Source organism: Candidatus Baltobacteraceae bacterium, assembly GCA_035502855.1.
Taxonomy (GTDB): Bacteria; Vulcanimicrobiota; Vulcanimicrobiia; order Vulcanimicrobiales; family Vulcanimicrobiaceae; genus Aquilonibacter.
The window spans coordinates 157,147-182,292 of record DATJTX010000039.1; the positions used below are offsets into that span (position 1 = coordinate 157,147).

The 25,146-nt window shown below is 63.1% G+C and carries 24 protein-coding genes and 1 tRNA gene; 5 read left to right on the forward strand and 20 right to left on the reverse strand.

All coding sequences use genetic code 11. The annotated features are described in order from the left end of the window. Positions 1-61 precede the first annotated feature (61 nt). A complete protein-coding gene (locus VMF11_15920) occupies positions 62-1,123 on the reverse strand; it encodes a GAF domain-containing protein (GenBank protein HTU71791.1) in 1,062 nt (353 codons plus the stop codon). A 943-nt stretch (positions 1,124-2,066) separates the two neighbouring features. After that, positions 2,067-2,153, reverse strand: a tRNA-Leu gene (locus VMF11_15925). A 132-nt stretch (positions 2,154-2,285) separates the two neighbouring features. Between VMF11_15925 and VMF11_15930 the strand changes: the two genes are divergently transcribed. Together VMF11_15930 and VMF11_15935 are read left to right on the forward strand one after the other, a co-directional pair. After that, positions 2,286-3,281, forward strand: a complete 996-nt coding sequence (locus VMF11_15930) for a trypsin-like peptidase domain-containing protein (protein HTU71792.1) — start codon at positions 2,286-2,288, stop codon at positions 3,279-3,281. Beyond that, a complete protein-coding gene (locus tag VMF11_15935) occupies positions 3,278-4,471 on the forward strand; it encodes an MFS transporter (protein ID HTU71793.1) in 1,194 nt (397 codons plus the stop codon). The genes VMF11_15930 and VMF11_15935 overlap by 4 nt, the downstream gene beginning before the upstream one ends. A gap of 15 nt (positions 4,472-4,486) precedes the next feature. On the opposite strand, the gene VMF11_15940 is transcribed toward VMF11_15935, so the two are convergent. The 3 genes from VMF11_15940 to ligD (VMF11_15950) are packed head-to-tail and all read right to left on the reverse strand — an operon-like array spanning position 4,487 to position 7,937. Next, a complete protein-coding gene (locus VMF11_15940; GenBank protein HTU71794.1) occupies positions 4,487-5,356 on the reverse strand; it encodes a Ku protein in 870 nt (289 codons plus the stop codon). A gap of 35 nt (positions 5,357-5,391) precedes the next feature. Beyond that, entirely contained in the window at positions 5,392-6,348 is a 957-nt protein-coding gene (gene ligD / locus VMF11_15945) for a non-homologous end-joining DNA ligase (GenBank protein ID HTU71795.1), read from the reverse strand. Beyond that, positions 6,348-7,937 (reverse strand): non-homologous end-joining DNA ligase, encoded by a 1,590-nt coding sequence (gene ligD / locus VMF11_15950; GenBank protein HTU71796.1) that lies wholly within the window; start codon positions 7,935-7,937, stop codon positions 6,348-6,350. Before ligD (VMF11_15950) ends, ligD (VMF11_15945) begins: the two co-directional genes overlap by 1 nt. Before the next feature lie 116 nt (positions 7,938-8,053). Between ligD (VMF11_15950) and VMF11_15955 the strand changes: the two genes are divergently transcribed. The 3 genes from VMF11_15955 to VMF11_15965 are packed head-to-tail and all read left to right on the forward strand — an operon-like array spanning position 8,054 to position 10,500. After that, a complete protein-coding gene (locus VMF11_15955) occupies positions 8,054-8,341 on the forward strand; it encodes a hypothetical protein (GenBank protein HTU71797.1) in 288 nt (95 codons plus the stop codon). Beyond that, complete coding sequence (locus VMF11_15960; protein HTU71798.1) at positions 8,331-10,046, forward strand: DUF255 domain-containing protein; 1,716 nt, start codon at positions 8,331-8,333, stop codon at positions 10,044-10,046. Before VMF11_15955 ends, VMF11_15960 begins: the two co-directional genes overlap by 11 nt. Positions 10,047-10,092: 46 nt before the next feature. After that, positions 10,093-10,500: a hypothetical protein gene (locus tag VMF11_15965; GenBank protein HTU71799.1), complete on the forward strand. Its 408-nt coding sequence runs from the start codon at positions 10,093-10,095 to the stop codon at positions 10,498-10,500. Here the strand turns inward: VMF11_15965 and VMF11_15970 are convergent. The 15 genes from VMF11_15970 to VMF11_16040 form a co-directional block, all read right to left on the reverse strand. Then, positions 10,497-10,904, reverse strand: coding sequence for a hypothetical protein (locus VMF11_15970; GenBank protein HTU71800.1), 408 nt, complete (start codon positions 10,902-10,904; stop codon positions 10,497-10,499). The two genes, VMF11_15965 and VMF11_15970, sit on opposite strands and share 4 nt — an antisense overlap. Before the next feature lie 1,213 nt (positions 10,905-12,117). After that, entirely contained in the window at positions 12,118-13,245 is a 1,128-nt protein-coding gene (locus VMF11_15975) for a hypothetical protein (GenBank protein HTU71801.1), read from the reverse strand. A gap of 3 nt (positions 13,246-13,248) precedes the next feature. Further along, positions 13,249-14,778 carry a DUF2723 domain-containing protein gene (locus VMF11_15980; protein ID HTU71802.1) on the reverse strand — a complete coding sequence of 510 codons (1,530 nt, stop codon included), beginning with the start codon at positions 14,776-14,778 and terminating at the stop codon, positions 13,249-13,251. Then, a complete protein-coding gene (locus VMF11_15985; protein ID HTU71803.1) occupies positions 14,688-15,386 on the reverse strand; it encodes a hypothetical protein in 699 nt (232 codons plus the stop codon). The genes VMF11_15980 and VMF11_15985 overlap by 91 nt, the downstream gene beginning before the upstream one ends. After that, positions 15,370-18,000: an alanine--tRNA ligase gene (gene alaS, locus VMF11_15990; GenBank protein HTU71804.1), complete on the reverse strand. Its 2,631-nt coding sequence runs from the start codon at positions 17,998-18,000 to the stop codon at positions 15,370-15,372. The genes VMF11_15985 and alaS overlap by 17 nt, the downstream gene beginning before the upstream one ends. A gap of 43 nt (positions 18,001-18,043) precedes the next feature. After that, positions 18,044-18,850, reverse strand: coding sequence for a SigB/SigF/SigG family RNA polymerase sigma factor (locus tag VMF11_15995; protein ID HTU71805.1), 807 nt, complete (start codon positions 18,848-18,850; stop codon positions 18,044-18,046). Between the two features lies 1 nt (position 18,851). Then, the gene (locus VMF11_16000) at positions 18,852-19,283 is read right to left on the reverse strand and encodes an ATP-binding protein (GenBank protein ID HTU71806.1); all 432 of its coding nucleotides are present in this window, start codon (positions 19,281-19,283) and stop codon (positions 18,852-18,854) included. Further along, positions 19,280-19,624 carry an STAS domain-containing protein gene (locus VMF11_16005; GenBank protein ID HTU71807.1) on the reverse strand — a complete coding sequence of 115 codons (345 nt, stop codon included), beginning with the start codon at positions 19,622-19,624 and terminating at the stop codon, positions 19,280-19,282. Before VMF11_16005 ends, VMF11_16000 begins: the two co-directional genes overlap by 4 nt. 16 nt (positions 19,625-19,640) lie before the next feature. Continuing rightward, complete coding sequence (locus tag VMF11_16010; protein HTU71808.1) at positions 19,641-19,925, reverse strand: YtxH domain-containing protein; 285 nt, start codon at positions 19,923-19,925, stop codon at positions 19,641-19,643. 13 nt (positions 19,926-19,938) lie between these two features. Then, positions 19,939-20,343: a DUF948 domain-containing protein gene (locus VMF11_16015; GenBank protein HTU71809.1), complete on the reverse strand. Its 405-nt coding sequence runs from the start codon at positions 20,341-20,343 to the stop codon at positions 19,939-19,941. Then, a complete protein-coding gene (locus tag VMF11_16020; protein ID HTU71810.1) occupies positions 20,340-21,494 on the reverse strand; it encodes a cysteine desulfurase family protein in 1,155 nt (384 codons plus the stop codon). Before VMF11_16020 ends, VMF11_16015 begins: the two co-directional genes overlap by 4 nt. 137 nt (positions 21,495-21,631) lie before the next feature. Further along, positions 21,632-22,882, reverse strand: a complete 1,251-nt coding sequence (locus VMF11_16025; protein HTU71811.1) for a replication-associated recombination protein A — start codon at positions 22,880-22,882, stop codon at positions 21,632-21,634. Between the two features lies 1 nt (position 22,883). Then, positions 22,884-23,594, reverse strand: a complete 711-nt coding sequence (lptC, locus tag VMF11_16030; GenBank protein ID HTU71812.1) for an LPS export ABC transporter periplasmic protein LptC — start codon at positions 23,592-23,594, stop codon at positions 22,884-22,886. Continuing rightward, complete coding sequence (locus tag VMF11_16035) at positions 23,594-24,139, reverse strand: Sua5/YciO/YrdC/YwlC family protein (GenBank protein ID HTU71813.1); 546 nt, start codon at positions 24,137-24,139, stop codon at positions 23,594-23,596. The genes lptC and VMF11_16035 overlap by 1 nt, the downstream gene beginning before the upstream one ends. Before the next feature lies 1 nt (position 24,140). Further along, positions 24,141-25,121, reverse strand: a complete 981-nt coding sequence (locus tag VMF11_16040; GenBank protein HTU71814.1) for a rod shape-determining protein — start codon at positions 25,119-25,121, stop codon at positions 24,141-24,143. Positions 25,122-25,146: the final 25 nt, after the last annotated feature.

Genomic DNA, 25,146 nt, shown 5'->3' on the forward strand with positions numbered 1-25,146 from the left:
GCCCCGCCTCACGCGGGGCGCATTTCATGATACGGAAAGACAAATTGGTTGTGCCGATGCGCTAAATTTTGCCGTCACTCCCGGAGATCGGGGCGACCTCTTCGACGAGCGCGCGAAGTCTCAAATTCTCGACGCGCACGTACGCCTGCGCGGCGGAGTCGCACAGTGCTTCGAGGACTTCGCGCTCGTCGGGGTCGAGCTTCGTGCCGTCGCGATGCAACCCATAGATTGTAAAACCCGACAGCTCGTCACCCTCCAAAATGGGCACCGCTACCGCCGGTCCTACGCCGGCCTCGTTCAACTCCGCCGCAACACGCCGGTGCAAGTCCTTAACGTCCAGCAGTCGCCGTTCCGTCGATAGAAATCGAATGAGATCGTGCTCTTGCTCAAAATGCAAGACCGTCGAGCGCCGCCAGCCGGCCGCACATGACACAACGAACGATCCACCAACCCGGCGAAACAGTGCTGCAAGTGTAAGATCCAGCTTGTCGTATGGATCTTGAACGAGCGCGTGATCGATCGTTTCATCACGTCGTGCGCGCAGCAACGTTCGTGCTAGGCGTTTTAGATACCGCTCGGCCTCGTGCTTTTGCCGATAGATCAAAAAATCGACGCCATTTTCGACGATGCCCGATATGCGGTGCAACGCCAAGACGAGCCCAATGGTTACTGCCGCGTCGATCGCCAGTGCGAGGCGAAGCTGAGAGAGATACGCGCTCGTTGCCCAATCCACGAAGCCGATCACGACGATGAGCAGCGACGTCACGACGGCATATACCACGGCTCGGCTGATCACGAACCGCACATCGATAACGTGGCGCCACAAGATCGCGTATGCCAGCGAAAGCGGCATCACGACGGCCAGGATGCCGCTCGTGATGAGGCCGTTCGCTCCCCCGAAGCGAATTTGGTCGAAGATGGCGCCGGCGATGATCCCGAACCCGACCCAACTTACACGCGCTCGTTCGTCGCGCTGCATCGTGGCTAGGCGCAGCAGCGTGACGAGAACGATGGCGTACGTCATCGTCGCCTGGAAAACGGTCCTCGCCGGATCGCGCAGCAGCGAATAGAGCGTCGCGGCATGAAACGCATTATAGAGCAGCCATGTAGCGGCGCCAGCCATTACGACGCACGTAAGCCAGAATGCGAAGCGGCGCCATCCAACAGGCAAGCGGTCGTTGGGGATGAACAGTGCGAAAAGCAGTAAGCACGGAAAACCGAGAGTAGTGACTACGACGCTGAATATCGACATCGCGGCGAAGGTCTGCGAGGGCCACGTCCAAAGCACCGAAGCCGAAACGCCGTACGGGCTATTCCCCAAACAATAGCCCCAAAAAAGCCACGTCATCAAACCAGGACGGAGAACGACGAGGGCGCAACCCATCGCGAGGAACGCAAAGAAGACCACGACGCGCACCGTTGCCCAGGCCAACGAGCCGTAGATGCTAGGTACCGGCGCCCCGGGGCGCGGGACGAAAGTAAAGTAACGGAGCGAACCGTTCCGCTCGGCGCAGACTCGGATCGGAAGTGGCGCGTACTGGGCCTCGCCATAAATCGGAAACAATGGCTCCGAATCGCGTAGCGACATGCAGCCCAAAGTATCGCCTGTTCGCAGACCACTCGCGAACGCCGGAGAGCCCGGGTCGACCACGACTCGTTCCTGCGGAGCCGCAACAACGGGGCCACGGTGAACGCCCGTGTAAGCGGCCGAATAACTCTCGAGCAATGGCGGCGCGATAATTAGAAAAAAGCCCAGCGAAAGGGCGACGACGATGCATGCGCGGACGGCGCTGCGCACTACAACGCCACCTCGCAGCTCAGAGCTGCCTTTCGAGCTGCAATGGCGCTGCCAGAACGGCTAGCCATACAACCGTAGTAATTTGCGGGTTTAGCCTGGTTGACCCGCAGGAGCCATTATCAACAGCAGCGGTGTCATTAGCGGCGTGATGATGCCACCTCGCGTCATCTCCTGACACATCTCATTGAGCGAGAATCCGGCCCAGACCAAGCTAAACTACGACGACGCAATTGCAAAAACCGAACGTTTTCGCAATTGAACAGGTTGTTGGTGCTCAGGAAGGGACTCGAACCCCCACGATGTTGCCACCACTGGTACCTGAAACCAGCGCGTCTACCAATTCCGCCACCTGAGCAAATTGCCACGGCGCTTCGCGCCGCCGCCCTCCGGGCTTGGCAACCGCATCCGCCTCCATGGCGGATGCTCGCGACAGCCGGGCTTCGTTCGTGAAACCGGGGGATTGTCCTCGGGGTTAGCGTAGGCACGTATGCCCAAGCTCAGGTTTTTATCGGATATCCCTCCCTCGACTTCGCTGCGCTACGCTCGGGATGACAACGGAGCCGCTGCGGCCGCCTTAGATCCCTACTCGGAAGCGGTGACGACCGCGGCCGAGCGGGTCAGCCCCTCGGTCGTTGCGATCGAAGTCCGCGCCGGACGGCGCGGCGGCAACGGCTCCGGCTTCGTCTTCACGCCCGACGGTTTCGTGCTCACCAACAGCCACGTCGTGCGCGATGCCGAGCGGATCGAAATCGCGCTGCTTGACGGGCGCGAACTGCCGGCAACGCTCGTCGGCGACGATCCGCACAGCGACCTCGCCGTCGTGCGCGTCGACGCGCCGGATCTGCTTCCGGTGGCCCTCGGCGATTCGGCCCAGCTGCGCCCCGGCCAGCTCGTGGTCGCCGTCGGCAACCCGTTCGGGCTCGCCTACACGGTCACGGCGGGGGTGGTCAGCGCACTCGGCCGCTCGCTGCGTTCGCAGTCCGGCCGGCTGATGGACAACATCATTCAAACCGATGCCGCGCTCAATCCCGGCAACTCCGGTGGCCCGCTCGTCACCTCGAAGGGCGAGGTCATCGGTGTCAACACCGCGGTGTTGCCGGGCCAAGGGCTGTGTTTTGCCATCGCGATCAATACCGCCAAACATATCGCGGGTCTGTTGATTCGCGACGGCAAGGTGAGGCGCGGTTATTTCGGTATCGCCAGTCAAGACGTCACCCTCGCGGCGGCGGCCGCACGCCGCTTCATGCTCACGGATCCGCGCGGCGTGCTGGTCGATTCGGTCGAGCCGGGCAGTCCGGCTGACACCGCGCGTTTGCGCGCGGGGGACGTGCTGCTCGCAATCGAAGGCGAGCGCGTGTACGGCGTCGACGACCTGCACAAACGCCTCACGTCGATCGACCTCAGCCGCCCCTACAAGCTCGATATCCTGCGCAAAGGCGAACGTCACGCACCGATCATCCTGCCCGTAGAATCACCACAGTGATTCGCAAGCTCGTGCCGATTCTCGGCATCACCTTTATCGACATCATCGGCTTCAGCATGCTGTTGCCGATCCTGCCGTATTTCGTGACGCACTTCGGCATGAGCGCATTCGTCGTCGGCCTGTTGATCTCGACGTTTTCGTTTTGCCAGCTGATCACCGGCCCGCTTTGGGGCAACGTCTCCGACCGAATCGGCCGTAAGCGCGTTTTGATCATCAGCCAAATCGGCGCCACGATCGGCTGGACGATGCTCGCGTTCGCGCCGACCATCCTCTGGGTCTTCATCGCACGCGTCCTCGAAGGTGTCTCGGGCGGCAACATCGGCATCACCCAAGCCTACGTCGCCGACTTGGTCGCACCGAGAGAACGCGCCCGCGCGTTCGGTCTCATCAGTGCGACCTTCGCGGCGGGCATGGTCTTCGGGCCGGTAGGCGGCGGGTTGCTCTACGCGCGCTTCGGCTTCACCGCGCCCTTTCTCGCGGCGGCGGCGCTGCAATTACTCACGCTGATCCTCACCATCACCCTGTTGCCGGAATCGCGTACGAAACAGGAGGGCGAGACGCACGTGGGGATGCGCGAGATCGCCGCGACCTTCACCAATCGCGAGCTTTCTCCGATTCTCTTGCAGAAGCTGGCGCTTTCGCTCTGCCTGTACGGCTGGTATTCGGTCATTGCGCTCTATCTGGCCGGGCAACTGCACTTCGGCGTCGTCGCCACCACGCAGTACTTCTCGGCCTTTGCGCTCGTCAACGTCGCAATCAACGGCTTCGGCGTCGGCAAGGCATCGCGCCGCCTCGGCGACCCGCGCATGGCGATCGTCGGACTCGCGCTGCTGGTCGCTGCCTTCGGGCTCACGCCTTTCGTCCACCACTGGCTCACCGTTGCCGGCGTCATGCTTCTGTTTGCGCTGGGCGGCGCGTTCGCGAACAACGGCATCACCGCGATGATTTCGAACGCGGCCTCCGAACGCGAGCAGGGCACCGTCCTGGGCGTCAGCTCCTCGCTCGATTCACTTTCCGGAATTCTCGCGCCGCCGTTCTCGACCGGCCTTCTCTCGCGCTTCGGCTCGCCGTTCGGCGGCATCGAATCGCTGGTGATGGCCGCAGTCGCACTGACGCTCGGAATCCGAAACTCGCTGCACGCATCGGCGGTATCGGCCAACACGCCCGCTGAGGAATTGGAGGCCGTGTGAAATTCAATTCGGCTGTTAGGCGGCGGATTTTTTCCGGCGCGTCGTCGACGACGCTTTCTTTACCGGCTTCTTTTCATCCGACGTGGCGCGGCCGTTGCCCGAACGGCGCTTCTTGCTCTCTTCGAGCGATTGCGCCAGCACGTCCATCAGGTTGACGACCTTGCCGCGCGGCGCGGCGACCTTCTTGGCCTTGGGCAGTTCCTTACCTTGCGCGCGCGCTTCGATCATCGCCAGCAGCTCGTCGTGATACCGGTTGTGAAACTTCTCGGGTTCGAACGCGTCGACGCTCATCGTGTCGATCAGCATGCGCGCCATCTTGATCTCGCCTTCGGGTAGCTTTTCCGTCCCCGGAAGCTCCAGCGTCGAGGGCTCGACGATCTCGCTGGCCCAGTGCATCAGTTCGAGCACAAGTGCTTCGCCAATCGGTTTGACCGCGGCGATGTATTCCTTGGTGCGCACGACCACGCGCGCGATCGCAACCTTGTTCGTTTCGGTCAGCGCTTCGCGCAGCAATGCGTACGCGTGCTTGCCCTGTTTGCTCGGCTCGAGATAGTACGGCTTGTCGAAGAACATCGGGTTGATCGTATCGAGGTCGACGAACTCCAAAATGTCAACCGACTGCGTCGCCTCGGGGTTGACCTTTTTGAAGTCGTCGTCGGTGACGATGACGTACTCACCCTTCTCGTATTCGTAGCCCTTGACGATCTCATCCCACGGCACCGGCTTGCCGTCGACCGAGCAGATCCGCTCGTATTTGATCCGCCCCTCGTCCTTGGCGTGGAGCAGATTGAACGAGAGCTCGTCGGTACGAACGGCCGTGAAGAGTTTGACCGGGATCGTCACCAGGCCAAAGTTGATTGCACCGGACCAAATTGCATGAGCCATAGCTGGACTAGTGTACTCCAGGCGAGGGGTATTCGTTAAGACCAGGCGCGCTGAGCCTTGCTGATGGCCGGCTCCAATCGCTGCTTTTTCCAGGCTTTTCCGCCCCATAAGTCGCCCTCACGCTCCAGCCGCTTGGGCGTGGTCCGCAGGTTGAACGCGGCAAAGGTGTCCCACGGCGTCCCGGATCGCTTGCGGGCAAACGCTTCGACCTCTTCCCAGGCGAGCGGGGTCGAAACCGGCGCACCATCGCGGGCGCGGACCGAATAGGCGCTCACGCTCGTCTTCCCGCGTCCGACTTGCAAGTAGTCGAAGTACACGGCCTGCTGATCGCGTTTGGCGACCGAGCGCTGGAGCGAGATCCGCGCCGGGTCCTCGTGCGCGAGCCGTTGCGCGACGATCTCGGCGAACATCTTCGCAGCGTCGTAGGTGTAACCGGAAGCGAGCGGCACGACGACATGCAAGCCCATACCGCCGGACGTCTTGACCAGCGTCGTCAAGCCGATCGAGGCGAGCAGGTCGCGTACGCCCAGCGCGACGGCCGCCATGGTTTTGATCGTGCACCGCTCGCCCGGATCCAGATCGAAGAAAACGTAGTCCGGTTCTTCGATCGTTTCGATGCGCGAGGTCCACACGTGCAACACGATCGAGGCGAGGTTGGCAACGTAGACCAGCGTCGCCTCGTCGTTGCAAACCACGTACGTCGTCTTCGCGCGATGGCCCTCGGGGCTGGTGATCGTCGCGCGCCCGGCCCAATCCGGCAAGCCCTTGGGAAGATGCTTCTCGAAAAACGATTGCTTGTCGATGCCGTCCGGCCAGCGCTGCAACGTTAGTGGACGCTCGCGCAAATACGGCAGTATCCATTCCGAGACGCTGCGATAGTATGCGATCAAGTCGCCCTTGGTATAGCCGTCGCGCGGGAAGAGGACTTTGTCGAGGTTCGAAAGCGAGAGCGTATGCCCGCCGACGCTCACGTTCGTGCGCTCCGTTGCCATCAACTCCCCTTGCGTTGCTGCGGGAGTTCGAGCACGACGTCTTTGGCCGCCTTATCGGTGCGCAGTCCGAGAAACGCGGGCTGGCGCAGAAGCAAATCGCGCGTCCATTCTGCGAAGCGCACCTCGGCTACGAGCTGCGGCTTGACGTAGTGTGCCGGCGAGTTGGCTATTACGGGGTTGACGAACGGTGATTTCTCGCGCGCGAGCGGCTTGAGCTTTTTCATGATGTCCTCGATACGTTTGACCGAAAAGCCGGTGCCGACGTTCCCGATGAAACGCAGATCCTCACCATCGTATGCGCCGAGCAGCAGCGAGCCGAAGCCTTTGCGGCTGCCCCGCGGGTCCGTCCAGCCGCCGATCACGAATTCTTGCTCGAGCTGCGCCTTGATCTTCACCCAATCGCGCGTGCGCCGTCCCACATAGGGCGACGCCCGCTTCTTTCCCATGATGCCTTCGAGATGCCGGCGCTTCGCCTGGGTGAAGAGCGCCTTGCCTTTGCCGACGACGTGCTTGGAATACAGCACCAGTTCGTCATCGCCGATCAGGCGCTCGAGCAGCGCCTTGCGCTCTTCGAGCGGCGTCTTGCGCTGATCGCGCCCGTCGGCGTAGAGTACGTCGAAGGCCGCATAGCTGAGCGCGTAGTCCTTCTGGCCGTATTCCTGCAAGCGTTGAAAGTCGGACTTGCCCTTCGAGTCGACGCTCACGATCTCGCCGTCGACGATGATCGGCACGCTTTCGAACGCGTCCGCTAAACCGGCGAGCGGAGGAAACTGCTTGAGCAGGTCGAGCCCGTTGCGTGAGACGAGCGTCAATTTTCCCTTCGCGTCGATCGTGCAGATCGCGCGATAGCCGTCCCACTTGATTTCGAAGAGCCAATCGTCGTCATCGAACGGACCGTCGATCAGCGTCGCAAGTTCGACGCCTTTGATCGTTGGAAGCGGATCGGCTTTGGCCGAAGCGCGAGCACGCCGCTTCGGCGGCGGATCCTTCGGACGGGACTGCCACGTTTTCGGATTGCTCTCTTTCTGAATGTCCGCGATCGTCTTGCCCGACTTGGCCGAATCGGGGTAATCGTCGATGTCGTAACTCTTGCGGTCGTACTCGTCGTGATCTTTGATCAGGAGCCACGGCTCGCCGTGTTCGCCCTCGCGCGGCTTCATCTTCACGAGCGTGAACATCCCTTGCAACTTCTTGCCGTGCAGGATGAACTTGATCTTGCCGTTCGCGATTTCTTTGACGGGGTCGGTTCCCTCCGCCAGTTGGTACCAGCCCTCGTCCCACACGATCACTTCGCCCGCGCCGTACTGCCCTTTGGGGATGACACCTTCGAAGGTGCGGTAGTCGAGCGGGTGATCCTCGACGTGCATGGCAAGGCGCCGCTCGCCGGGCACCAGTGTCGGCCCCTTGGGCACCGCCCACGAGGGCATCGCTCCACCCGCCTCGAGGCGGAAATCGTAGTGCAAGCGCGTCGCGCGATGCTTTTGGATGACGAAGCGCAGGCGCTTTCCGCCCCGCGCCAGCTTGCCGCTAGGCTCGGGCGTCGCCGTAAAGTCGCGTTTCTTGTTGTAGGTTTCGAGCCCGCGCGCCATCGGTACGTTCCTACCGGGGGAAGCCCAGCGCATGCGTGGCAACGGCAAGCGCAATCGCCGCGATGACGATCGCGGCCAGGCCGATTGCGGCAGCGGGGCGTCGAATCATGAAGCCCATGGTCTGGGATCTAGCGGGGGCGGTTGCATCGATACTCCTTGGGCTCGCGGCGCTCTGCCGCAGCCGCAGCACCGGCGGATTCTACGACCGCGACGTCTACGCGATGACTCCGGCCGTTCATCGCCGTTATTCGTTCGGGGCCGCGGCCTTCGCCCTCGCGTTTTTCGCCGTCGCCGGGTGGGCGCCTCGCAGCGGCGCAACGATCTGGCTCTTTGCCGCGTTCGTGCTATTTGCCGTGTTTTACCTCACTTCGTTTTTGCGCGGAGCCTCGGACGATGATCACTGATTTTCATTTCTCGCCGCGCCCCAACCGTGCCGGCGAGATTGCGTGGCAGCCGTGGGGCGAAGATGCATTCGCGCGGGCGCAGCGCGAAGACAAGCCGATCCTGCTCTCGATCTCCGCGGTATGGTGCCACTGGTGCCACGTCATGGACGAAACGAGCTATTCGGACGGCGGCGTGATCGAGCGGATCAACGCGCACTACGTGCCGGTTCGCGTCGACAACGACGAACGCCCCGACGTCAACGCGCGCTATAACATGGGCGGCTGGCCGACGACGGCGTTTCTCACGCCCGACGGCACGGTGCTTTCCGGCGCAACGTACCTGCCGCCCGAAAACATGCAGCGCGCGCTCGACGAGATCGCCTCGTTCTACGCGCAGCGCAAGAACGACATCGTGGAGAAATCGCGCGAGATCCGTTCGCGGCGAACCGTGTACGACGTGGCGCCGCCGGACGTGTTGACGCGCGCGCTGGTCGATGAATTCGCCACCGCGTTGCTCGAGGGCTACGACGAGGAGTTCGGCGGTTTCAACGAAGCGCCGAAGTTTCCGCAGCCCGAGGTGCACGAGTTCTTGCTCGCGTACTGGCGTCGCTCGAACGACGCACGTATCTACGAACTCGTCGCGCATACGATGCGCGCGATGGCGCACGGCGGGATGTACGACGCCGTCGAGGGCGGCTTCTTCCGCTATTCCACCACCCGCGACTGGACGATCCCGCACTTCGAAAAGATGGCCGAGGATCACGCCGGCCTGCTGCGCGTGCTGGCGCAGCTCCAGCTGTGGGCACCGGGCGAACTGGTTCGCGACGATCTGGTCAAGACGATCGGTTACGTGCGCACGGTCCTGCGCGATCCGCAGACCGGTTTCTTCGCCGGCAGTCAAGATGCGGATGAAGCGTACTACGCCCTGCCGCTCGAGGAACGCCGCGCGCGCACGGCTCCGTTCGTCGACCGCCGATCGTATTCGAATTGGACGGCGGCGCTTGCCGGCGCATTCGCTTGGGCCGGCTTGGCGCTGGAAGATCGTACGCTCGTCGACGAAGCCCTCGCGACACTCGATGCGATGCACGAGCGCCTGCGCGACGAGGACGGGTTACTCTTTCACGTTGCCGCTCCCGGCGAGGCGCCGCGTATTCGCGGCCTGCTTGGCGATCAAGTCGCGTATATCCGCGCGCTGCTCGACGCCTATGAGATCAGCAGCGAGCCGCGAATGCTCGAGCGCGCGCGCACGCACGCCGATGCAGCGATCGCGGCCTTCGGCGCGCCGGACGGCGGATTTTACGATCGGTCGAATCGCGACGCGCTCGCGTTGCTCGAACTTCCCGATCGGCCGATCGTCGATAACGGCGTCATGGCCGAGAATCTCCTCCGCCTTGCTTCGCTGCTGCACGAGGATCGCTATCGCGGGCTCGCGCAGCGCACGCTGCTGCTCTACGCGAATACGTTTGCGCGGGCACTGACCTTTTCGGCCGCCTACGTGCGCGCGCTCGCGCGGTACCTCGCGCCCGAGGTCGCGGTGCGAGTCACCGGCGAGCTCGCCGCCGCCGCCGCCCTTCGCCGTGCGGCCCGGCAGTTGCCCTCGCCCTTCGTCACCGTGACCAGCGAGCCGGGCAGCAGCGTCGCGGCCTATCTGTGCGTCGGGACCACCTGTACCGCGCCCTTGACGCGCCCGGCCGAGCTGGTCGACGCGTACGCGGAGTTCACCTGAAACATCCGCCCCGGCCCGGCGTAGAACGGAGTGGAGGAGCACCACCATGACGCCGTATGCCCACATGCTGCTCGCCTACGTCCGTCCCGAGGCGCAGGGCGCCTACGCCTACGAGTACGACCGCTACGCCAAGGATTCGGCGATCGCCGTGACCCTGACCGTCTTTCTCGGCATCATCGGCGGTGAATCGTATTACTTCGGCGATTGGAAGCGCGGCATTTTCATGACGATCGCGCTCTTCAGCGGGATCGGCCTTTTCATTAGTGTGCCGATGTGGATCGCGCGCTGCTTCACGATCCAAGGCGAGTGCGAAAGCTACAACGATTACCTCGCGTGGCTGCTCGCGCTTCGTTACATGCCGCAGGGCAACGCGGTGCAGCCGCCGGAACCGACCGCGCCGCCGTCCGGCAAACGCCCGACGATCGGCGGACTACCGATGGTCGCTCGCGGCTAGGTTTTGCGGCGAACGCAATCGAGATCCCATTCTTCACTCTTCGGCACCGGGCGAATCACGCCAATCCAACGCTTATTCCGCTGAATGGCGGCGGTTACCACAAGCTCCCCAACTCGAAACGTATATCCGCGGGCGTTCCGTACACGTACATCCATCGGCAATCCGCGCCCCTTGCCGAAGCCGCATACGCTTGTCAAAACGTGAAGTATCGTAACGCCGTCTTGCTCTCGAACGCTGAGGACGCGCGCGACGTCCTCCGGGACGGCAGCAAATTTTCCTTCAAACTGTACGTCAACAGTCGGGACCGCTCCTGAAGCACCAGCAGCCTTGGCCAACGCGCTTACTGCAAAGAAAGGAGCAAATCCGACCAGGGCCGCTAATACGTAGGCACGGTTAGTTCCCACCGGCCTGCGATTCCGCGAATGTTTCAAGTCCTTGCGCCATGGCAGTCGGCGTCGTAGGCACACGAAGGAGTATGGACTCCATCACGATCTGGCCGCCCCCCTCCTCGATTTCCTGCCACGTTCCGTTGCTGTTCACCAGGAGCGCGGTAACGTCAGCATTTGTATTCGTAAATCCAACAATCGCGTATGATCCGGCAACCGCAATTTCGTTCATAAGCACCCCAGCTGGACCTCTTCTTTTTTGTCTAAAATGCGGACAGCCGCCACACGCCTTCCTCCGCGGGTTGCGACGCCGAGACCGGCGTACTCGCCGGGCCTGATCTTAAATGGGGCGCCGCTCACGGTTATCGACAATATAGGTGGTCCCTCGGGGTGAAAGCAGCGCGCCGCCCGAACCAGGATCGTGACGTCCCCCGGTCCTTCACCCGGCATAACTGTGGTCACTTGAACCACGTCCTCGGGAACCACAGTGAATGGACTACCGATATACACCATTCGTGAATGTGGCAATTTGCTCGCCGCGTAACACGTCCCCGTGAATATTACCGTCGAAGCTGAAATTGCTACGGCAAGCGGTAATACAGCACCCTTTGGCAGCACGGAATTTAGAGCTCGTTAAGCGATGCTTGGGCCGCCAACGCTTGTGCAATTGGAAGTGAGATTGACGGAACACGCGAGGTGATATCGCCTGGCGCATATCCACCGAAAACCGCATCGATCTGGACCCACGATCCCGAAGTGTTAGTCGCCAGAATTGCTCCGCCGATACTGCCATTCATCCAGCACGCCTCCGCAAAATTACCGACGATTGCAATACTCGTAACAGTGGCCGACGGTCGGTTGATAAGTGCCGTTAGCTCGGATATATCCGAGGCTGTTGGCGTCGTTGCCGCTGGGGCGGTTGCTGTTGGCGCCGGAACGGGGGTTGCGGTGGGGGCAGGGGTTGGCGTATTCACTGGAGCGCACGCGGGAGTCACGACCGACTTGAGACCTAATGGGCAGGCAGCGAGAGCCCTCGTCGACGTTCCGCCGGCCAAGAGCACCAGGATGCACACCATAAGGACGCCCGCCGAAGCTATGATGAGCGCGTTTTTCATCTCAACTCATCATCCCCTAACGATGGTGCAAGAATAGCGATCCTGAACCGCTTGTCGCTCTCTCCTCACCCATGCGCGCGACTTCTACTAACGGTTTCTGCGCCCTTCGGCTCTCGCTACGACGTTCGAACGAATACATTCCAGTACCACACGCCCCACAGTCCGACGACGATCGAATAGGCCATCAGCGCCATCGCCCAGCGCGGCAAGCGTTCTTTGGCCGCCAGAAACATCAGCGCGACAAGGAACGGTTCGAAATCGAGCGCATGGCGCATGCCGAACTGCGCGAAGCCGTTGACGTAGTAGAGAAAGTTCGGTCCGGCGCAGAGCAGCGTTGCGATCCAGAGGGGCGCGACCCACTGCACCGGTTTGCGCGCAAAGAGCGCGAACACGAGCGCCGGTGAGGTCCAGGTCAGCGCGACGCCGCTGATCGACGGAACCAGCCACGGGTAGCTTGCGATTCGCTGCGGCCCTTGCACGAAGAACGACCAGAGTTGGTAGGGAAAATACATCAACCGGAACGGCGAGCCGGTCGGACTTCCGGCTTGGTCCTGGTGATACCACGTGCCGTAACCGATGTCATACCACATGCCCCAGCGGGCGAGATTGTAGCCGACCCACAGCAGCGCGATCGGCACGAGCACGGCGCCGAACGAGCGCAACTGCATACGGTCACGCAGGAGATATGCATACACCGGCAGCGCGAGCACCAGATCGAAGCGCGAGAAGAGCGCACAACCCGCGTAGATCCCGACCAGCCATCCGCGCCGTTTCCCCGCGAGCTCGACCAACGCCAGCAGCGTAAACGCGACCGCGCAGACGTGCGCGATAAACCACACGTCGCCCAGCATCGCGCACCACAGCAGATCCGTGCCGGCCAGCAGGAACGCACAAATCCAGATGTTGGCCGTGCGCGGCACGCCGAAGCGCTCGCCCAGTTCGTAGGCTGCGCCGACCGCGACCGCGCCGAGCGCGATCGCCAGCGCGGTTTGGTTGAAGGTTCCGAAGACCGCGACGAACGGCAGCAGTAAAATCGCCGGCATCGGCCCTTCGATGATGAAGTATTGGCCGTGATAGGGCAGTGCGTCGATGTAGTTGCCGGGCCAATTGATCCAAGCGTGGCCGTGTAAGAACGCTTGCGCCAGCAAAACGTAGTTGTTGTAGGGCGAGGAGCGGCCGTGCGCGATCAGCGCGATGATCACCAGCCCGACCAAACCGGCGATGATCGACTGTTTGATCTTCACGGGTCAGCGATCGGCGACGACACGATAGAGCTCGACATGCGTCGGCATCCGTTCGAGATGAAATCCCGGAACGCTTCCTTCCGGCGTTCCGGCGACGTACACCGGACGCGCGGCATCCCACCGCGCCAGCACGTCGATCTCATCGCCGTACCACGCCGGCACGATCAGCCGCCGCGACGTCTCGTGCAGCACGTAGTCGTCGTAGGCGAGCGGTGGCGCGAGCACCCAGGTCGCGATGACGATCGCATCGGGCGGCGTCGCACGCAAGATCTCCGCCGCATCGTCAGCCGCCCGTGCATCATGCGGCTGGTCGAAGAAATGCGGCTGCGAGAGCAGCAGATAGACAACGGCGAGCGCCGCGAAAGCCTGGGCCGCGTGACGGGCGGATGGCGGCCGGAGCGCCGCTAGCGCGATGCCCGCGGCAACAGCGAAGAGCGCGAACGCGGGAAGGAGGTAGCGGTCGACGTCGGACTCGGCCCCCAAGCCGAAGGCGAAGATCGGACCGGGCAGCATCGTTGCGCAGGCGACGATCGCGCGCGTTAGGTCGCGTCGAAAGAGCACGATCAAACCGGCGAGCGCGAGTACGCAGCCGATCGGGGTGAGTTCGGAGACGGCGAACCCGAGAAAGTGAACGAAACCATCGGTGAACGTATCTGCCGTGTAGCCGAAGCGTACGCCCTGCACGGCGACACCGGCGCCGGTGACCAGCGCCGTGAAGTTATCGACCAGCACCGGATCGCCGTAATTCCAGAATGCGCCGCCGGTGATGCCGAGCTGCGCGAGCGGATCGAGATGCTGAGCGTTCACGTACGCACTGCGCAGCGGCAGGTAGAAAAACCACACCGCGGCGCTGACGCACGCGATCGCGGCAGCAACCCGATAGACGCGCGAAACGGTTACATGTGCGCGCGCGATGATCGCCGCAAGCAGGCCCGGGATCGTCCATGCGACGATCGGATGCACTGCTAGCCCAAGTCCAAGCGCGAGCGCGCACGCGTAGAGATCTCGTGCGCGGCCGCGGCGCAGCCAGCGCAGGAGAAAGCACAGCTCGGCCACGCAGGCGAGCGCGACGAGCGCGTGCGCTTCGGCCCGTGTCGCATGCGTCCAGACGTCCTCGCCGAACGCAAAGAGCAGTGCCGCCAATAGGCCGGCGATCGCGTTGCCGCTTTCATCGACGACGACGCGCCACACGAGCCACGCGGTGGCTGCCAGCGCGAGCGCCGAGAGCGCGCTCATCCGGAACGCAACGCTCCCGATGGGGAAAGCGTGCGTGAAGGCCCAGCCGATCAGCGTGTAGAGCGGAAATCCGGGCGGATGCGCGATACCCAGGATGTACGGCACAGTATCCATCTCGCCGACGTCCCAATACATGACGTCGTGATACGAGCTGACGAGATAGATCGCCAGCGGGACGGCGAACGCCAGTAGACCCGGAACGCGCCTCAAATAGGGGGCAGCGTCGCGTGCGGTAATGGCCGCGGCGGCACGAAGGTCGAGGCGGGAAGCGCCGGTGGGAAGCGGTACGTGCCCCATACGATACGCTCGCGCGCATCCTTGCCGTCCACACGCGCCTGCACGCTCGCCAACATCGGCACCCAATATTTTCCCGCTTTGCCGTACAGCAGCTTGCCCTGACCCTGGGTGGTGCCCGAGCTCGTCGCGAAGTCGATCTCGCGCGGCAAATACGTGATACCGTCGATGACCAGGCCGGTCACAACGAAGCCGCCGGCGGCTGCGAGCGGTGCGACGTCGTAGCGGTAGTCGAGGTGCGACCCGTCGCGGACGGTGCGAAGGAACAGCATCGAATACGTGCTGCTGCGCGGCGCCAGGCGTGCGATCGCATAGCGGTCTTCGCGGCGGCTGAAGTTCACGATCTTCGGTTTGAGCGGAATACCGTCGACCGTGATCGTTTCGTCGCGCACCTCGAGGCCGCTGCGATAGATGACGTGGCGCTGTTCGATGTCGGTTGGACCGAGCTGCGACACGCTGTAATCGAAGATCATCGTCTTGGGCAACTGCAGATCACCCATCGCCAGATCGTAGCGCTGCAGCACGAGCTGCGAATCCAAATTCAGCGGCACCGCACCGAGCAGCGCCAGCATCGCGATCGTCGCGGCGACCGTACTACGCCAGAACGGCATCGCGAATCACTTTCAGGGCCGCGGACGCGCCGGCCGTGTTCTTGCCGCCGCCTTGCGCTTGCGTCGCGGCACCGCCGCCCTTGCCGTCAACCAGCGGCGCGGCGAGCTTCACCAAATTGCCGGCGTGGACGCCATCCTTGACGAGATCGTCACTGGCGGAGACGAGCAGGCTCACCGCGCCGTCATCGACGCCCGCGAGTGCGATGACGCCGCTCGGCAAACGGCTGCGCAGGGCGCTGGAGAGATGACGAATCGCATCGGCATTGGCTTCGGGCACGACCGCTCCGACGAACGTGCGGGCGCCCTTGCGCTCGGCGCGTTCGATATAGCTCTGCGCCTCGAACGCAGCCATGCGCGCCTTCATCTGCCCGACGGCGGTTTGCAGGTCACGCACTTCGCGCTGCAGCTTGCTCACGCGATCGGTCAGTTCTTCCGGCGAGGTCGCCAAACTCGAGGCAAGCTCGCTCACCAGGTCTTGCTGATTCGTCACGAATCGCTCGGCCGACAGCGAGACGCAGCTCTCGATCCGGCGAATGCCGCTGCCGATGGAGAACTCGTTCAAGATGACGAACATTCCCAATTCGCCGGTGGAATGCGCATGCGTTCCGCCGCAAAACTCGACCGACGGGCCGGCCTGCAGCACGCGGACTTTCTCGCCGTACTTCTCGCCGAACATCCAGATCGCGCCGCTGCGCTTGGCTTCCTCGATCGGCAGCTCGCGCGTGATCACCGGCGAGTCATCCCGAATCATCTCGTTGACGCGCGCCGCGACCGCGTGCCGCTGCTCGGGTGTGAGTGCGCCCGCCGGATTGCGGAAATCGAAGCGCATGCGGTCGATGCCGACCCACGATCCCGCTTGGGTCACCTCGTCGCCGAGAATATCTTTGAGCGCCCGCTGCAGCAGGTGCGCCGAGGTATGATGCCGGCGGATCTCGCGCCGCCACCAATCGAAGACCGCGCTTCGCACGTGGGCACCGACGCTGAGCTCACCGCTCTTGACCACGCCGTGATGAGCGATCGCTTCGCCCATGTACTGCGCATCGTCGACCTCGAAGACCGAGCCGTCGTCCATCGCGATCCGGCCGCGATCGCCGATCTGTCCGCCGCGTTCGGCGTAAAAGGCCGTGCGATCCAGAATCAGGGTTCCATGCTCTCCGGCCCGTAGCGTTTCGACGGGCTTGTCATCCCGCAGAATCGCCACGATCTCGCCGTCGCTCTCCAAGCCCTCGTAGCCGGTGAACTCGGAACGCACCGCCGGCAACTCGGCGAGTGTGACCACCGCGCGTTTGGCTTTGGCGTCCGCGCGCGCGCGTTCGCGCTGCTCTTGCATCGCCGTCTCGAATTCGGCGGTGTCGACGGCCACGCCGCCGTCCGCCGCGATCTCGCGCGTGAGTTCGATCGGAAAGCCATACGTATCGTGCAGCATGAACGCATCTTGACCCGAGATCAACCGCGTGCAATTTTCGTTCGCGTCGTCGATCAGCCGGTCGAGCATCGCCATGCCGCGTTCGAGCGTCCGGTCGAAGGTCTGCTCTTCGGTACGCAGCGTCCGCACGATCCGCGCGAGATTGTCGCGCAGTTCCGGATAGCCCGGCGCGAGCGAACGCACGACGGCGGGAATCAGCTCGGTCAAAAAGCCGTTCGGATAGCCCAGCAATTTGCCGTTGCGAATCGCGCGGCGAATCAAGAAGCGAAGCACGTAGCCGCGATCCGTGTTCGACGGATAGATGCCGTCGTTGATCAGGAACGTCACCGCGCGCGCGTGGTCCGCAATGATATTTTGCCGCTCGCGCTGCTCCTGCACCCTTCGAGACGCCCCCTCCGCGGGCTCCTCAGGGTGACAAGGCGGCTGGGCCGCGATGATGTCCAAGAACAGATCGGTTTCGTACATCGAGGCTTTGCCGTTGCAGACCGCGAGCATGCGCTCGAGGCCGGCTCCGGTGTCGATCGACTTCTTGGGCAGTTCGGTCAATTTACCGTCGATGCCGCGATTGTATTGTTGGAAGACGACGTTCCAGATTTCGACGTAGCGATTGCCGAGATTCGGGCCCGTATCTTCGGGACCACTCGCGAACTCCGCGCCGGTGTCGTAGAAGATTTCGGTCGAAGGGCCGCACGGGCCGGTCGGGCCCATCGTCCAAAAGTTGTCCTCGTCGAAACGCGTGATGCGCGAGGTTTCGAGACCGACGTCTTTGTGCCAAATCTGCGCGGCTTCGTCGTCGCCGGTGTGCACCGTCACGTACAGCCGCGAGGGCTCCAGCTTGAGCACCTTGGTGACGAACTCCCATGCCCACACGATCGCGTCGTGCTTGTAGTAATCGCCGAAGCTGAAGTTGCCGAGCATCTCCAAAAAGGTGCCGTGGCGGCCGGTGCGGCCGACGTTTTCGATGTCGCTCTTCGCGCCGGCGACGCGCAGGCAGCGCTGCACGGTGACGACGCGCGGCGCGGGCGGCGGCTGGTCGCCGAGGAAGACGGGCACGAACTGCTCCATCCCGGCGATCGTAAAGAGCGTCGTGCTCATTTCGTCCGGGATGAGGCTCGCGGAGGGCATCAGCTTGTGCTGCTTGGCAACGAAGAAGTCGATCCAAGCCTGGCGGAGTTCTTGGCTCTTCATAGGTTCAACAACGGATCATAACATAAGCGCCCGTTAGGGCGTCCTATTCTCCGAGAGCCGCCCGAAGCTTCTCCAGGGCCTTGGCCTGCAGCCGCGAGACGTGCATTTGCGAGACGTTGAGGCGGCGCGCGATCTCCGTCTGCGAGACCGATTCGTAGAAGCGCAGGTAGATGATCACCCGCTCGCGGCCGCTGAGCACGTGGAAGGCCCGCTCCAAATTGGCCCGGTCTTCGAGCAATTCGAGCCCCGAGTCGGTGATGCCGACCGTGTCGGCCAGCTTTTGCGAGCGTTTATCGCCTTCGCCCATGACTTCGGAATCGAGCGAAAGCAGGTTGTAGGCCTGCCCGAGTTCCTGCGCTTCGAGAATGTCTTCTTCACCGGCACCCAGGTGCGCGGCGAGTTCGGCTACCGTGGGGCTGCGGCCGAGCTCGACCGACATCTTTTCGTTCGCGCGGTTGACCGCCAAGTTGAGTTCTTGCAAACGCCGCGGCACCTTGACCGCCCAACCCTTATCGCGAAAATAGCGCTTGATTTCGCCCACGATCGTCGGCGTCGCGTAGGTTGTGAACTCGACCCCGCGATCGAGTTCGAAGCGATCGATCGCCTTGAGCAAGCCGACCGTTCCGACTTGAACCAAGTCGTCGAGCGGTTCCCCGCGGTTGACGAATTTCAGCGCCAGAAAACGTACGAGGTTGAGATGCGCGACGACCAGATCGTTGCGCAGCGACTCGTATTCCCGATCGTGGACGTCGGGTCGCTTCTCGTGCCGCGCCCGGCACCGCGCGAAACGCGCAAACAGCTCGCGCGTCCGCTCGCGAGTCGAGCGAACGTCGCCGCTTTGGTTTTGCACGTTAAACTGTTAGTCGCTTGACCATGACCAGCAGTGTACCTTGATCCGGACGAACGTCGTAGTCGACGTCGTCCATGAGGGAACGAATCAAGAATACACCGAGGCCCCCGACGCGCTCGTCGTTGAGCTCGCGCGAGCGAATGTGTTCCGGATGCGTGCCCCGCCCATGATCACGCACGCTGATGCGCAAACCGTCCTGCAGCCCTTCGCACTTGATCTCGATGAACGGGCTTCCGTGTGCGTGCTGAATCGCATTCGTGCACGCTTCCGCGACGGCGAGTTTGATGTCTTCGATTTCGTCAATCGAAAAATTCAGCCGGCTTGCCACCGCAGCGACGGAAAGGCGCGCCAGTGCAACCCATTCGGCTTTGCAGGGAATCCGCAAGTCGACGATCTCTTCCGAGCCGTCATTCCGCGGCAAGGGCTCGTTCACACCAGCGCCTTCATCGCCGCATCTTCGCTCTCGAAGATTCCGAAAATCTTCACCAGGCCGGTGATGTCGAAGATTTTTCGGATTTGCGGGTTGGTGCAAACCAAGTTGACGGAACCGCCATGCTCGCGCACGCGCTTGAGGCCGCCGATCAGCACGCCCAGCCCGGTCGAGTCGATGTAGCGCACTTTCTCGAGGTCGATTACTAGGTTGTATACGCCACGGTCGATCAGGTCGCCGATCGCGTCCTTGACCTTGGGCGAAGTGTAGACGTCGATCTCACCGCTCAATTCGACAATGTAGCAATCCGCTTGCGCTTCACGCACGTTTACCTTGATGTCCAACGTCCCTCTCTCCACTCTAGTTTTCGGCCTCTCCGCCGGAATTGGCTCTAGCATTTTCAACGATCGCGCGCCCGCGTTCGTACATATCCGCGGCTCCTTCGTGCCATTGCGAGGCAACGTCGTTGAAACGGCCGCGCAAGTCGCCCGAGGCATCCATCGCTAGGTTACCCGCTTCGCGCGCCTTTCCAACCAAGAGGTCGCGCGTCTCTTCTTGGCTCAGGAGGACGGCAACCGCCCCCCCGGCGATTGCCCCCAGGACAAAGCCGCGAAGGAATCCGCGACCGCGGTTCTCGCTGCCCATGGCGCTCCTCTCCTTACGAGCCCTCGCTGGAAGTTCTTCCCGTAAAAAACCGGCGCAAACCCCCGGTGACTCCCGAAATCGTCGCGCCGACGTTGACGATGCCGGGCACGACGGCGGCCTTCGCCAGATCGGCCGTCTCGGAAACCGTGTCGGCCACGCCTTCGAGCGACCCGACCACGCCCTTCAGGCGCGCCAAGGTCTGATCGGCCGTGTCGGCAATCCCCTCCACGTGCCCGAGCGTCTCGCCGATCGGTTTGCTCAGGTTCTGGATCTGGCCGTCGACGACGTCGAGCGTTTGATTGACGCGGCCGAGCGTTCGCGCCGCCGCGATCCCGGCGATCAGGCATCCTATCCCGATAAGCAGGACACCGACGCCCACACCGATGTCGAGGACTACGCTCCAATCGATCCCGGTCACAGTAGTGCTCTCCCCCTCAATTCTGCCGCAATACGAGGCACGAGTTCCAAGACCCGGTCGATCTCCTCCTCGGTCGTCGTTTCGCCGAGCGAGAAGCGGATGACGCCTTGGCGCCAGCGCGGGTCGATGTTCAGCCCGGCGATGACGTGACTCGGCTCGAGCGCTCCCGAGGTACATGCGCTTCCGGCTGAGACTGCAATGCCCTCCAAATCCATCCGCATCAACATCGTCTCCGAATCAACGCCGGCGAACGAGAGGTTGCTGTTGTTCGGTAAGCGTGGTGCACCACTGCCGTTTACCCGCATGTCATCGACGCAATCGCGCAGGCCTGCTTCCAAACGGTCGCGCAACGCGCCGATTCGCGCCGCACGCTCGGGTTGCTCCGCGACGGCGCGCTCGAGCGCCGCAGCGAATCCAACCACACCCGCCACGTTCTCGGTTCCCGAGCGGCGTCCGAATTCTTGGCCGCCGCCATGAATCAGCGGTTCGAGCACGACGCCCTCACGCGCGTACAGCACGCCCACCCCTTTGGGACCGTAGAACTTGTGCGCGGAGAGCGAAAGCAAATCGACGCCGAGCTCGCGCGGATAGACGCGGACCAAGCCGACGCCTTGGACGGCATCGGTGTGGAAGAGTACGCCCCGCTCACGCGCCATCGCAGCCAACTGCGCGATCGGCTGCAACACGCCGATCTCGTTATTCGCGAACATGACGCTGGCGAGCACGGTGTCGCTGCGCAGCGCGCTCGCAAATCCCGCCGGATCGACCAGCCCCCGTTCGTCGACCGGGAGCAGCGTGACCTCGAAGCCCTCGTCGCGCAGCGCATCGCACGCATGCAGGACGGCGTGGTGTTCGATCTCGGTCGAAACGACGTGCCGGCCGCGCTCATGGTTGGCCCTCGCAGCCCCCAGAATCGCGAGATTGTCGGCCTCGGTGCCGCCGGCGAGAAACGTGATCTCTTTGCGAGCGACGCCAAGCGCGGCCGCGACCCGGTCGCGCGCCTGGTCGAGTCCGGCGCGCGAGCGGCGGCCTTCGGCATGCAGCGAGCTCGCGTTGTACCCCGCTTCGCGAAAATACGGCAGCATCGCCGCGAGCACGTCGGCGTGAAGCGGGGTTGTGGCCGCATGGTCGAGATAGATGCGATTTTTCATTCTGTTCTCAGAGCCATCTCAGAGCCGTAGCTTAGCATGATCGGTGTGCGAAGCTCCATTGCACACTCCGAGAAGTAGCAACGGGAACGCGGTCCGGGGGGTTTCCCCCGGACCGTAATTTTTTTCCGCACCGGTCGTCAGGGCTGGTCGTTCTCGCCGGCCTCGTAATAGGTGTGCCCCCGCAGATTCTCGGGCAGGTTCTCCTGCGCGATCGAGTAGTCGTCGTGCGCGTAGTGATAGTCGCGTCCGTATCCGAGGCTCTTCATGAGACCGGTCGGCGCGTTTCGCAGATGCAGCGGAACCGGATCGTTCCGCGTTTCCTGCACGTCGCGCATCGCCGCGCCGTACGCCCGGCCCACGCTGTTGCTCTTCTTGGCCCGGGCGAGATAGAGCGTCGCGTGCGCCAGCGGATAGAACCCTTCCGGCATCCCGACGAAGTGCACCGCCTGCTGCGCGGCGATCGCCACCTGGATTCCCTGCGCGTCGGCAAGACCGACGTCCTCCGATGCCAAGATCACGAGGCGCCGCGCGATGAAGAGCGGATCCTCACCGCCGTCGATCATGCGCGCGAGCCAATAGACCGCGGCATCGGGATCACTCGCTCGAATGCTTTTGATGAACGCGCTGATGACGTCGTAGTGCTGCTCGCCGCCTTTGTCGTAGGTCGAGCCGCGCTTCTGCAGTGCTTCGAGCACCAGCGCGCGATCGATCGTCTTTGCACCGTTGCTTTGAGGCGCGGTCTGCGCCGCGAACTCGAGCGCCGAGAGCGCGGTACGCGCATCGCCGTTGGCATAACCGATCAGCGTCTGACGCGCATCGGGCGACAACTCGATGTGCTGCGAACCCAAGCCCCGTTGCGCGTCACCCAGTGCGCGATCGACGATGGTCGCGACCTCGTCGTCGGAGAGCGGATGCAGCACGAAGACACGGGTACGCGAGAGCAGCGCCGAGTTGACCTCGAACGACGGGTTCTCGGTAGTCGCGCCGATCATCGTCACCGTGCCGTCCTCGACATACGGTAGAACCGCGTCTTGTTGCGCCTTGTTGAAACGGTGGATTTCGTCGATGAAGAGCACCGTGCGCTTACCGACGCGGCGGCGCGCCTGCGCCTCGGCGACCACGCGCCGCAAATCCGCGACCCCCGCGCTCACCGCCGAGAGCTTTTCGAAGTGCGCGCCGGTCGAGCGCGCAACGATCTCGGCGAGGGTGGTTTTCCCGGTTCCCGGCGGGCCCCAGAGAATCATCGACGGAATGCGGTCGCCCTCGATCGCACGGCGCAGTGCGCGCCCCGCGCCGACGATGTCGCTCTGCCCCACGAACTCGTCAAGCGAGCGCGGACGCATACGCGCCGCAAGCGGCGCGTCCGGCTCCCCGAAGAGCGAATCCATGTTAACGCGTGCGCGGGGAGGGGGTCGGTTTGGGGTTGCCGTGGTGATGTTCGAACGGGTTCTTGATATTGATCGGCCGCGGCGTCGCGATGTGCGGATTCACTTCGCTCGGAAACTGCATCGTGACGTTCCCTTCGGCATGCGCCTCGCCCGAGACCGTGTTGTACAGCACGTGCGCGGCGACCATGTTGCGATCGCCTTGCACGATCCTCACGTTGCCGGTCAAGTCGAGCTCGTGCGTGAGATCGTCGAGCACGCCTTTCTCCGCGTCAACGGTCGTATCAGCCTGAACGTAATGCACGTTTCCGGTCGCCGTGTAGATCTTGCCGACGCCGTCGATGTGCACTTGATCCGCCGTGAGCGTTGCCGGGCCGTGCGATTTCGCCGGCTTGGTGCTGGAAAGTCCCGCGAAGTTGCCCTCGGTATCGTGCATGACCACATGACCGTAGAGTGTCGCGTCCTTGGTCTTATAGTTCCCGCTCGCGCGATCCGCCGTGATGTCGCCGCCGCCGCGCGTCATCATCACCTGCTGCGGAGTACTGAAATCACCGGTCTTGAAGTTGGCGTCGAGCAGCGCTGCGTGCACGGTCCACACGCCGACCTGAAACGTGTCGGCGCCGTTCGACCCCGGCGTGGGCGACGGGCTCGGGGCGGGCCGCGGCGTGGCCGCGATCAGCACGACGGCCACGAAACACACCAGCGAGATCCGCATCACCGCAGCAGTCCGGCGAGGCGTTCGGGTTCGAGCGCGCCTTCGCGCACGATTCGGGCATGCCGTCCAGTCAAATCCACGACCGTTGCTTCGCGCTCGTAGCGCGTGGGACCATTCTCGACCGTCAAGTCCGCACGCTCCGCAGCGCCGTTCGTGACCGCAACGGCCGCAAGCGGCCCAGCCCGTTCCAAGATCGCACGGGCCACCGGTTCGTCGGGAACACGCACGCCGATCGTCGCCGCTCCAGGCGCTACGTCCGGCGCGAGAAACGCCGGCTTGCTGATGATCAACGTCACGGGTCCCGGCAACAATCGCTTGGACGCTAGAAGTGCGAGCGGGTTGCTGCGCGCGTATTCCAAGAACTCTGCCGGACTTGCGATCAGCAGTTCAAGCGGTTCGGTCGCGACGCCGCAGCGATATGGATCGCACGCCAGACAATAACTCGTATCGTTCGGAAGCACGATCGCACCGCCGGCAAAGATCACCCGGGCGCATTCGTCGACAACGCGCTCGAGCGGCTCGACGCGCGCGTCTAGAGTCATCATTTTAGATGTGAATGCTCATTCCGGTTCCGATCGCTACGCACGAAAGCGGATCGTCGGCAACGATCGCGGGAACGCCGGTGACTTCCGAAAGCAATTTGTCCAAACCGCGCAGCAACGCGCCGCCGCCGGTGAGAATCACCCCGCGGTCGATGATATCCGCGGCCAGCTCCGGCGGCGTCTTTTCGAGCACCGCTTTTACCGCTTCGACGATCGCACCGACCGGTTCCGAGAGCGCCTCCCGAATTTCTTCGCTCGTGATCTTCACCGTCTTCGGTAGGCCGTTGATCAAGTCGCGTCCGCGAATTTCCATCGCCAGCTCTTGCTCGAGCTTGTAGGCGGAACCGATCTTGATCTTGATCTCCTCGGCCGTGCGCTCGCCGATCATCAGGTTGTAGACGCGCCGGATGTAACGCACGATCGCGTCGTCGAGTTTATTGCCCGCCACGCGCAGCGACTGCGAAACCACGACCCCACCGAGCGAGATGACCGCGACGTCGGTCGTGCCGCCGCCGATGTCGACGACCATCGAGCCCGAAGGCCCGTCGATCGGCAGGCCGGCGCCGATGGCCGCGGCCATCGGTTCCTCGATGATATCGACGTTGCGCGCGCCGGCCAGCTTGGCGGCGTCTTTGACGGCGCGCTCTTCGACGCTGGTGATCTCGGCCGGCACACAGATGATCACGTGCGGTTTGGGCTTGACGATCGTGGACCACCACGAACGATCCTTCATCACCTTCTTGATGAAATACGAGAGCATCGCTTCGGTCACTTCGAAATCCGCGATGACGCCGTCGCGAAGCGGCCGGATTGCCTGAATGTGAGCCGGCGTTTTGCCGAGCATTTGCCGCGCTTCCTCGCCGACGGCGAGCACACGGCCGGTGTTCATGTCTTTCGCAACGACGGACGGTTCACGCAGCACGATGCCCTTGCCCTTGACATGCACGAGCACGTTGGCTGTGCCAAGATCGATCCCGATATCCAAACCAATAACTCCAGAGTCTATGAGT

Excerpts from the sequence above, each read along its gene's own strand:
- VMF11_15920 (HTU71791.1), bottom strand. The coding sequence starts at position 1,123 with ATGGCTGGCGCCGCTACATGGCTGCTCTATAATGCGTTTCATGCCGCG.
- VMF11_15930 (HTU71792.1), top strand. The coding sequence starts at position 2,286 with ATGCCCAAGCTCAGGTTTTTATCGGATATCCCTCCCTCGACTTCGCTG.
- VMF11_15940 (HTU71794.1), bottom strand. The coding sequence starts at position 5,356 with ATGGCTCATGCAATTTGGTCCGGTGCAATCAACTTTGGCCTGGTGACG.
- ligD (HTU71795.1), bottom strand. The coding sequence starts at position 6,348 with ATGGCAACGGAGCGCACGAACGTGAGCGTCGGCGGGCATACGCTCTCG.
- ligD (HTU71796.1), bottom strand. The coding sequence starts at position 7,937 with ATGGCGCGCGGGCTCGAAACCTACAACAAGAAACGCGACTTTACGGCG.
- VMF11_15955 (HTU71797.1), top strand. The coding sequence starts at position 8,054 with ATGGTCTGGGATCTAGCGGGGGCGGTTGCATCGATACTCCTTGGGCTC.
- VMF11_15960 (HTU71798.1), top strand. The coding sequence starts at position 8,331 with ATGATCACTGATTTTCATTTCTCGCCGCGCCCCAACCGTGCCGGCGAG.
- VMF11_15965 (HTU71799.1), top strand. The coding sequence starts at position 10,093 with ATGACGCCGTATGCCCACATGCTGCTCGCCTACGTCCGTCCCGAGGCG.
- VMF11_15980 (HTU71802.1), bottom strand. The coding sequence starts at position 14,778 with ATGGGGCACGTACCGCTTCCCACCGGCGCTTCCCGCCTCGACCTTCGT.
- VMF11_15985 (HTU71803.1), bottom strand. The coding sequence starts at position 15,386 with ATGCCGTTCTGGCGTAGTACGGTCGCCGCGACGATCGCGATGCTGGCG.
- alaS (HTU71804.1), bottom strand. The coding sequence starts at position 18,000 with ATGAAGAGCCAAGAACTCCGCCAGGCTTGGATCGACTTCTTCGTTGCC.
- VMF11_16010 (HTU71808.1), bottom strand. The coding sequence starts at position 19,925 with ATGGGCAGCGAGAACCGCGGTCGCGGATTCCTTCGCGGCTTTGTCCTG.
- VMF11_16020 (HTU71810.1), bottom strand. The coding sequence starts at position 21,494 with ATGAAAAATCGCATCTATCTCGACCATGCGGCCACAACCCCGCTTCAC.
- VMF11_16025 (HTU71811.1), bottom strand. The coding sequence starts at position 22,882 with ATGGATTCGCTCTTCGGGGAGCCGGACGCGCCGCTTGCGGCGCGTATG.
- lptC (HTU71812.1), bottom strand. The coding sequence starts at position 23,594 with ATGCGGATCTCGCTGGTGTGTTTCGTGGCCGTCGTGCTGATCGCGGCC.
- VMF11_16035 (HTU71813.1), bottom strand. The coding sequence starts at position 24,139 with ATGATGACTCTAGACGCGCGCGTCGAGCCGCTCGAGCGCGTTGTCGAC.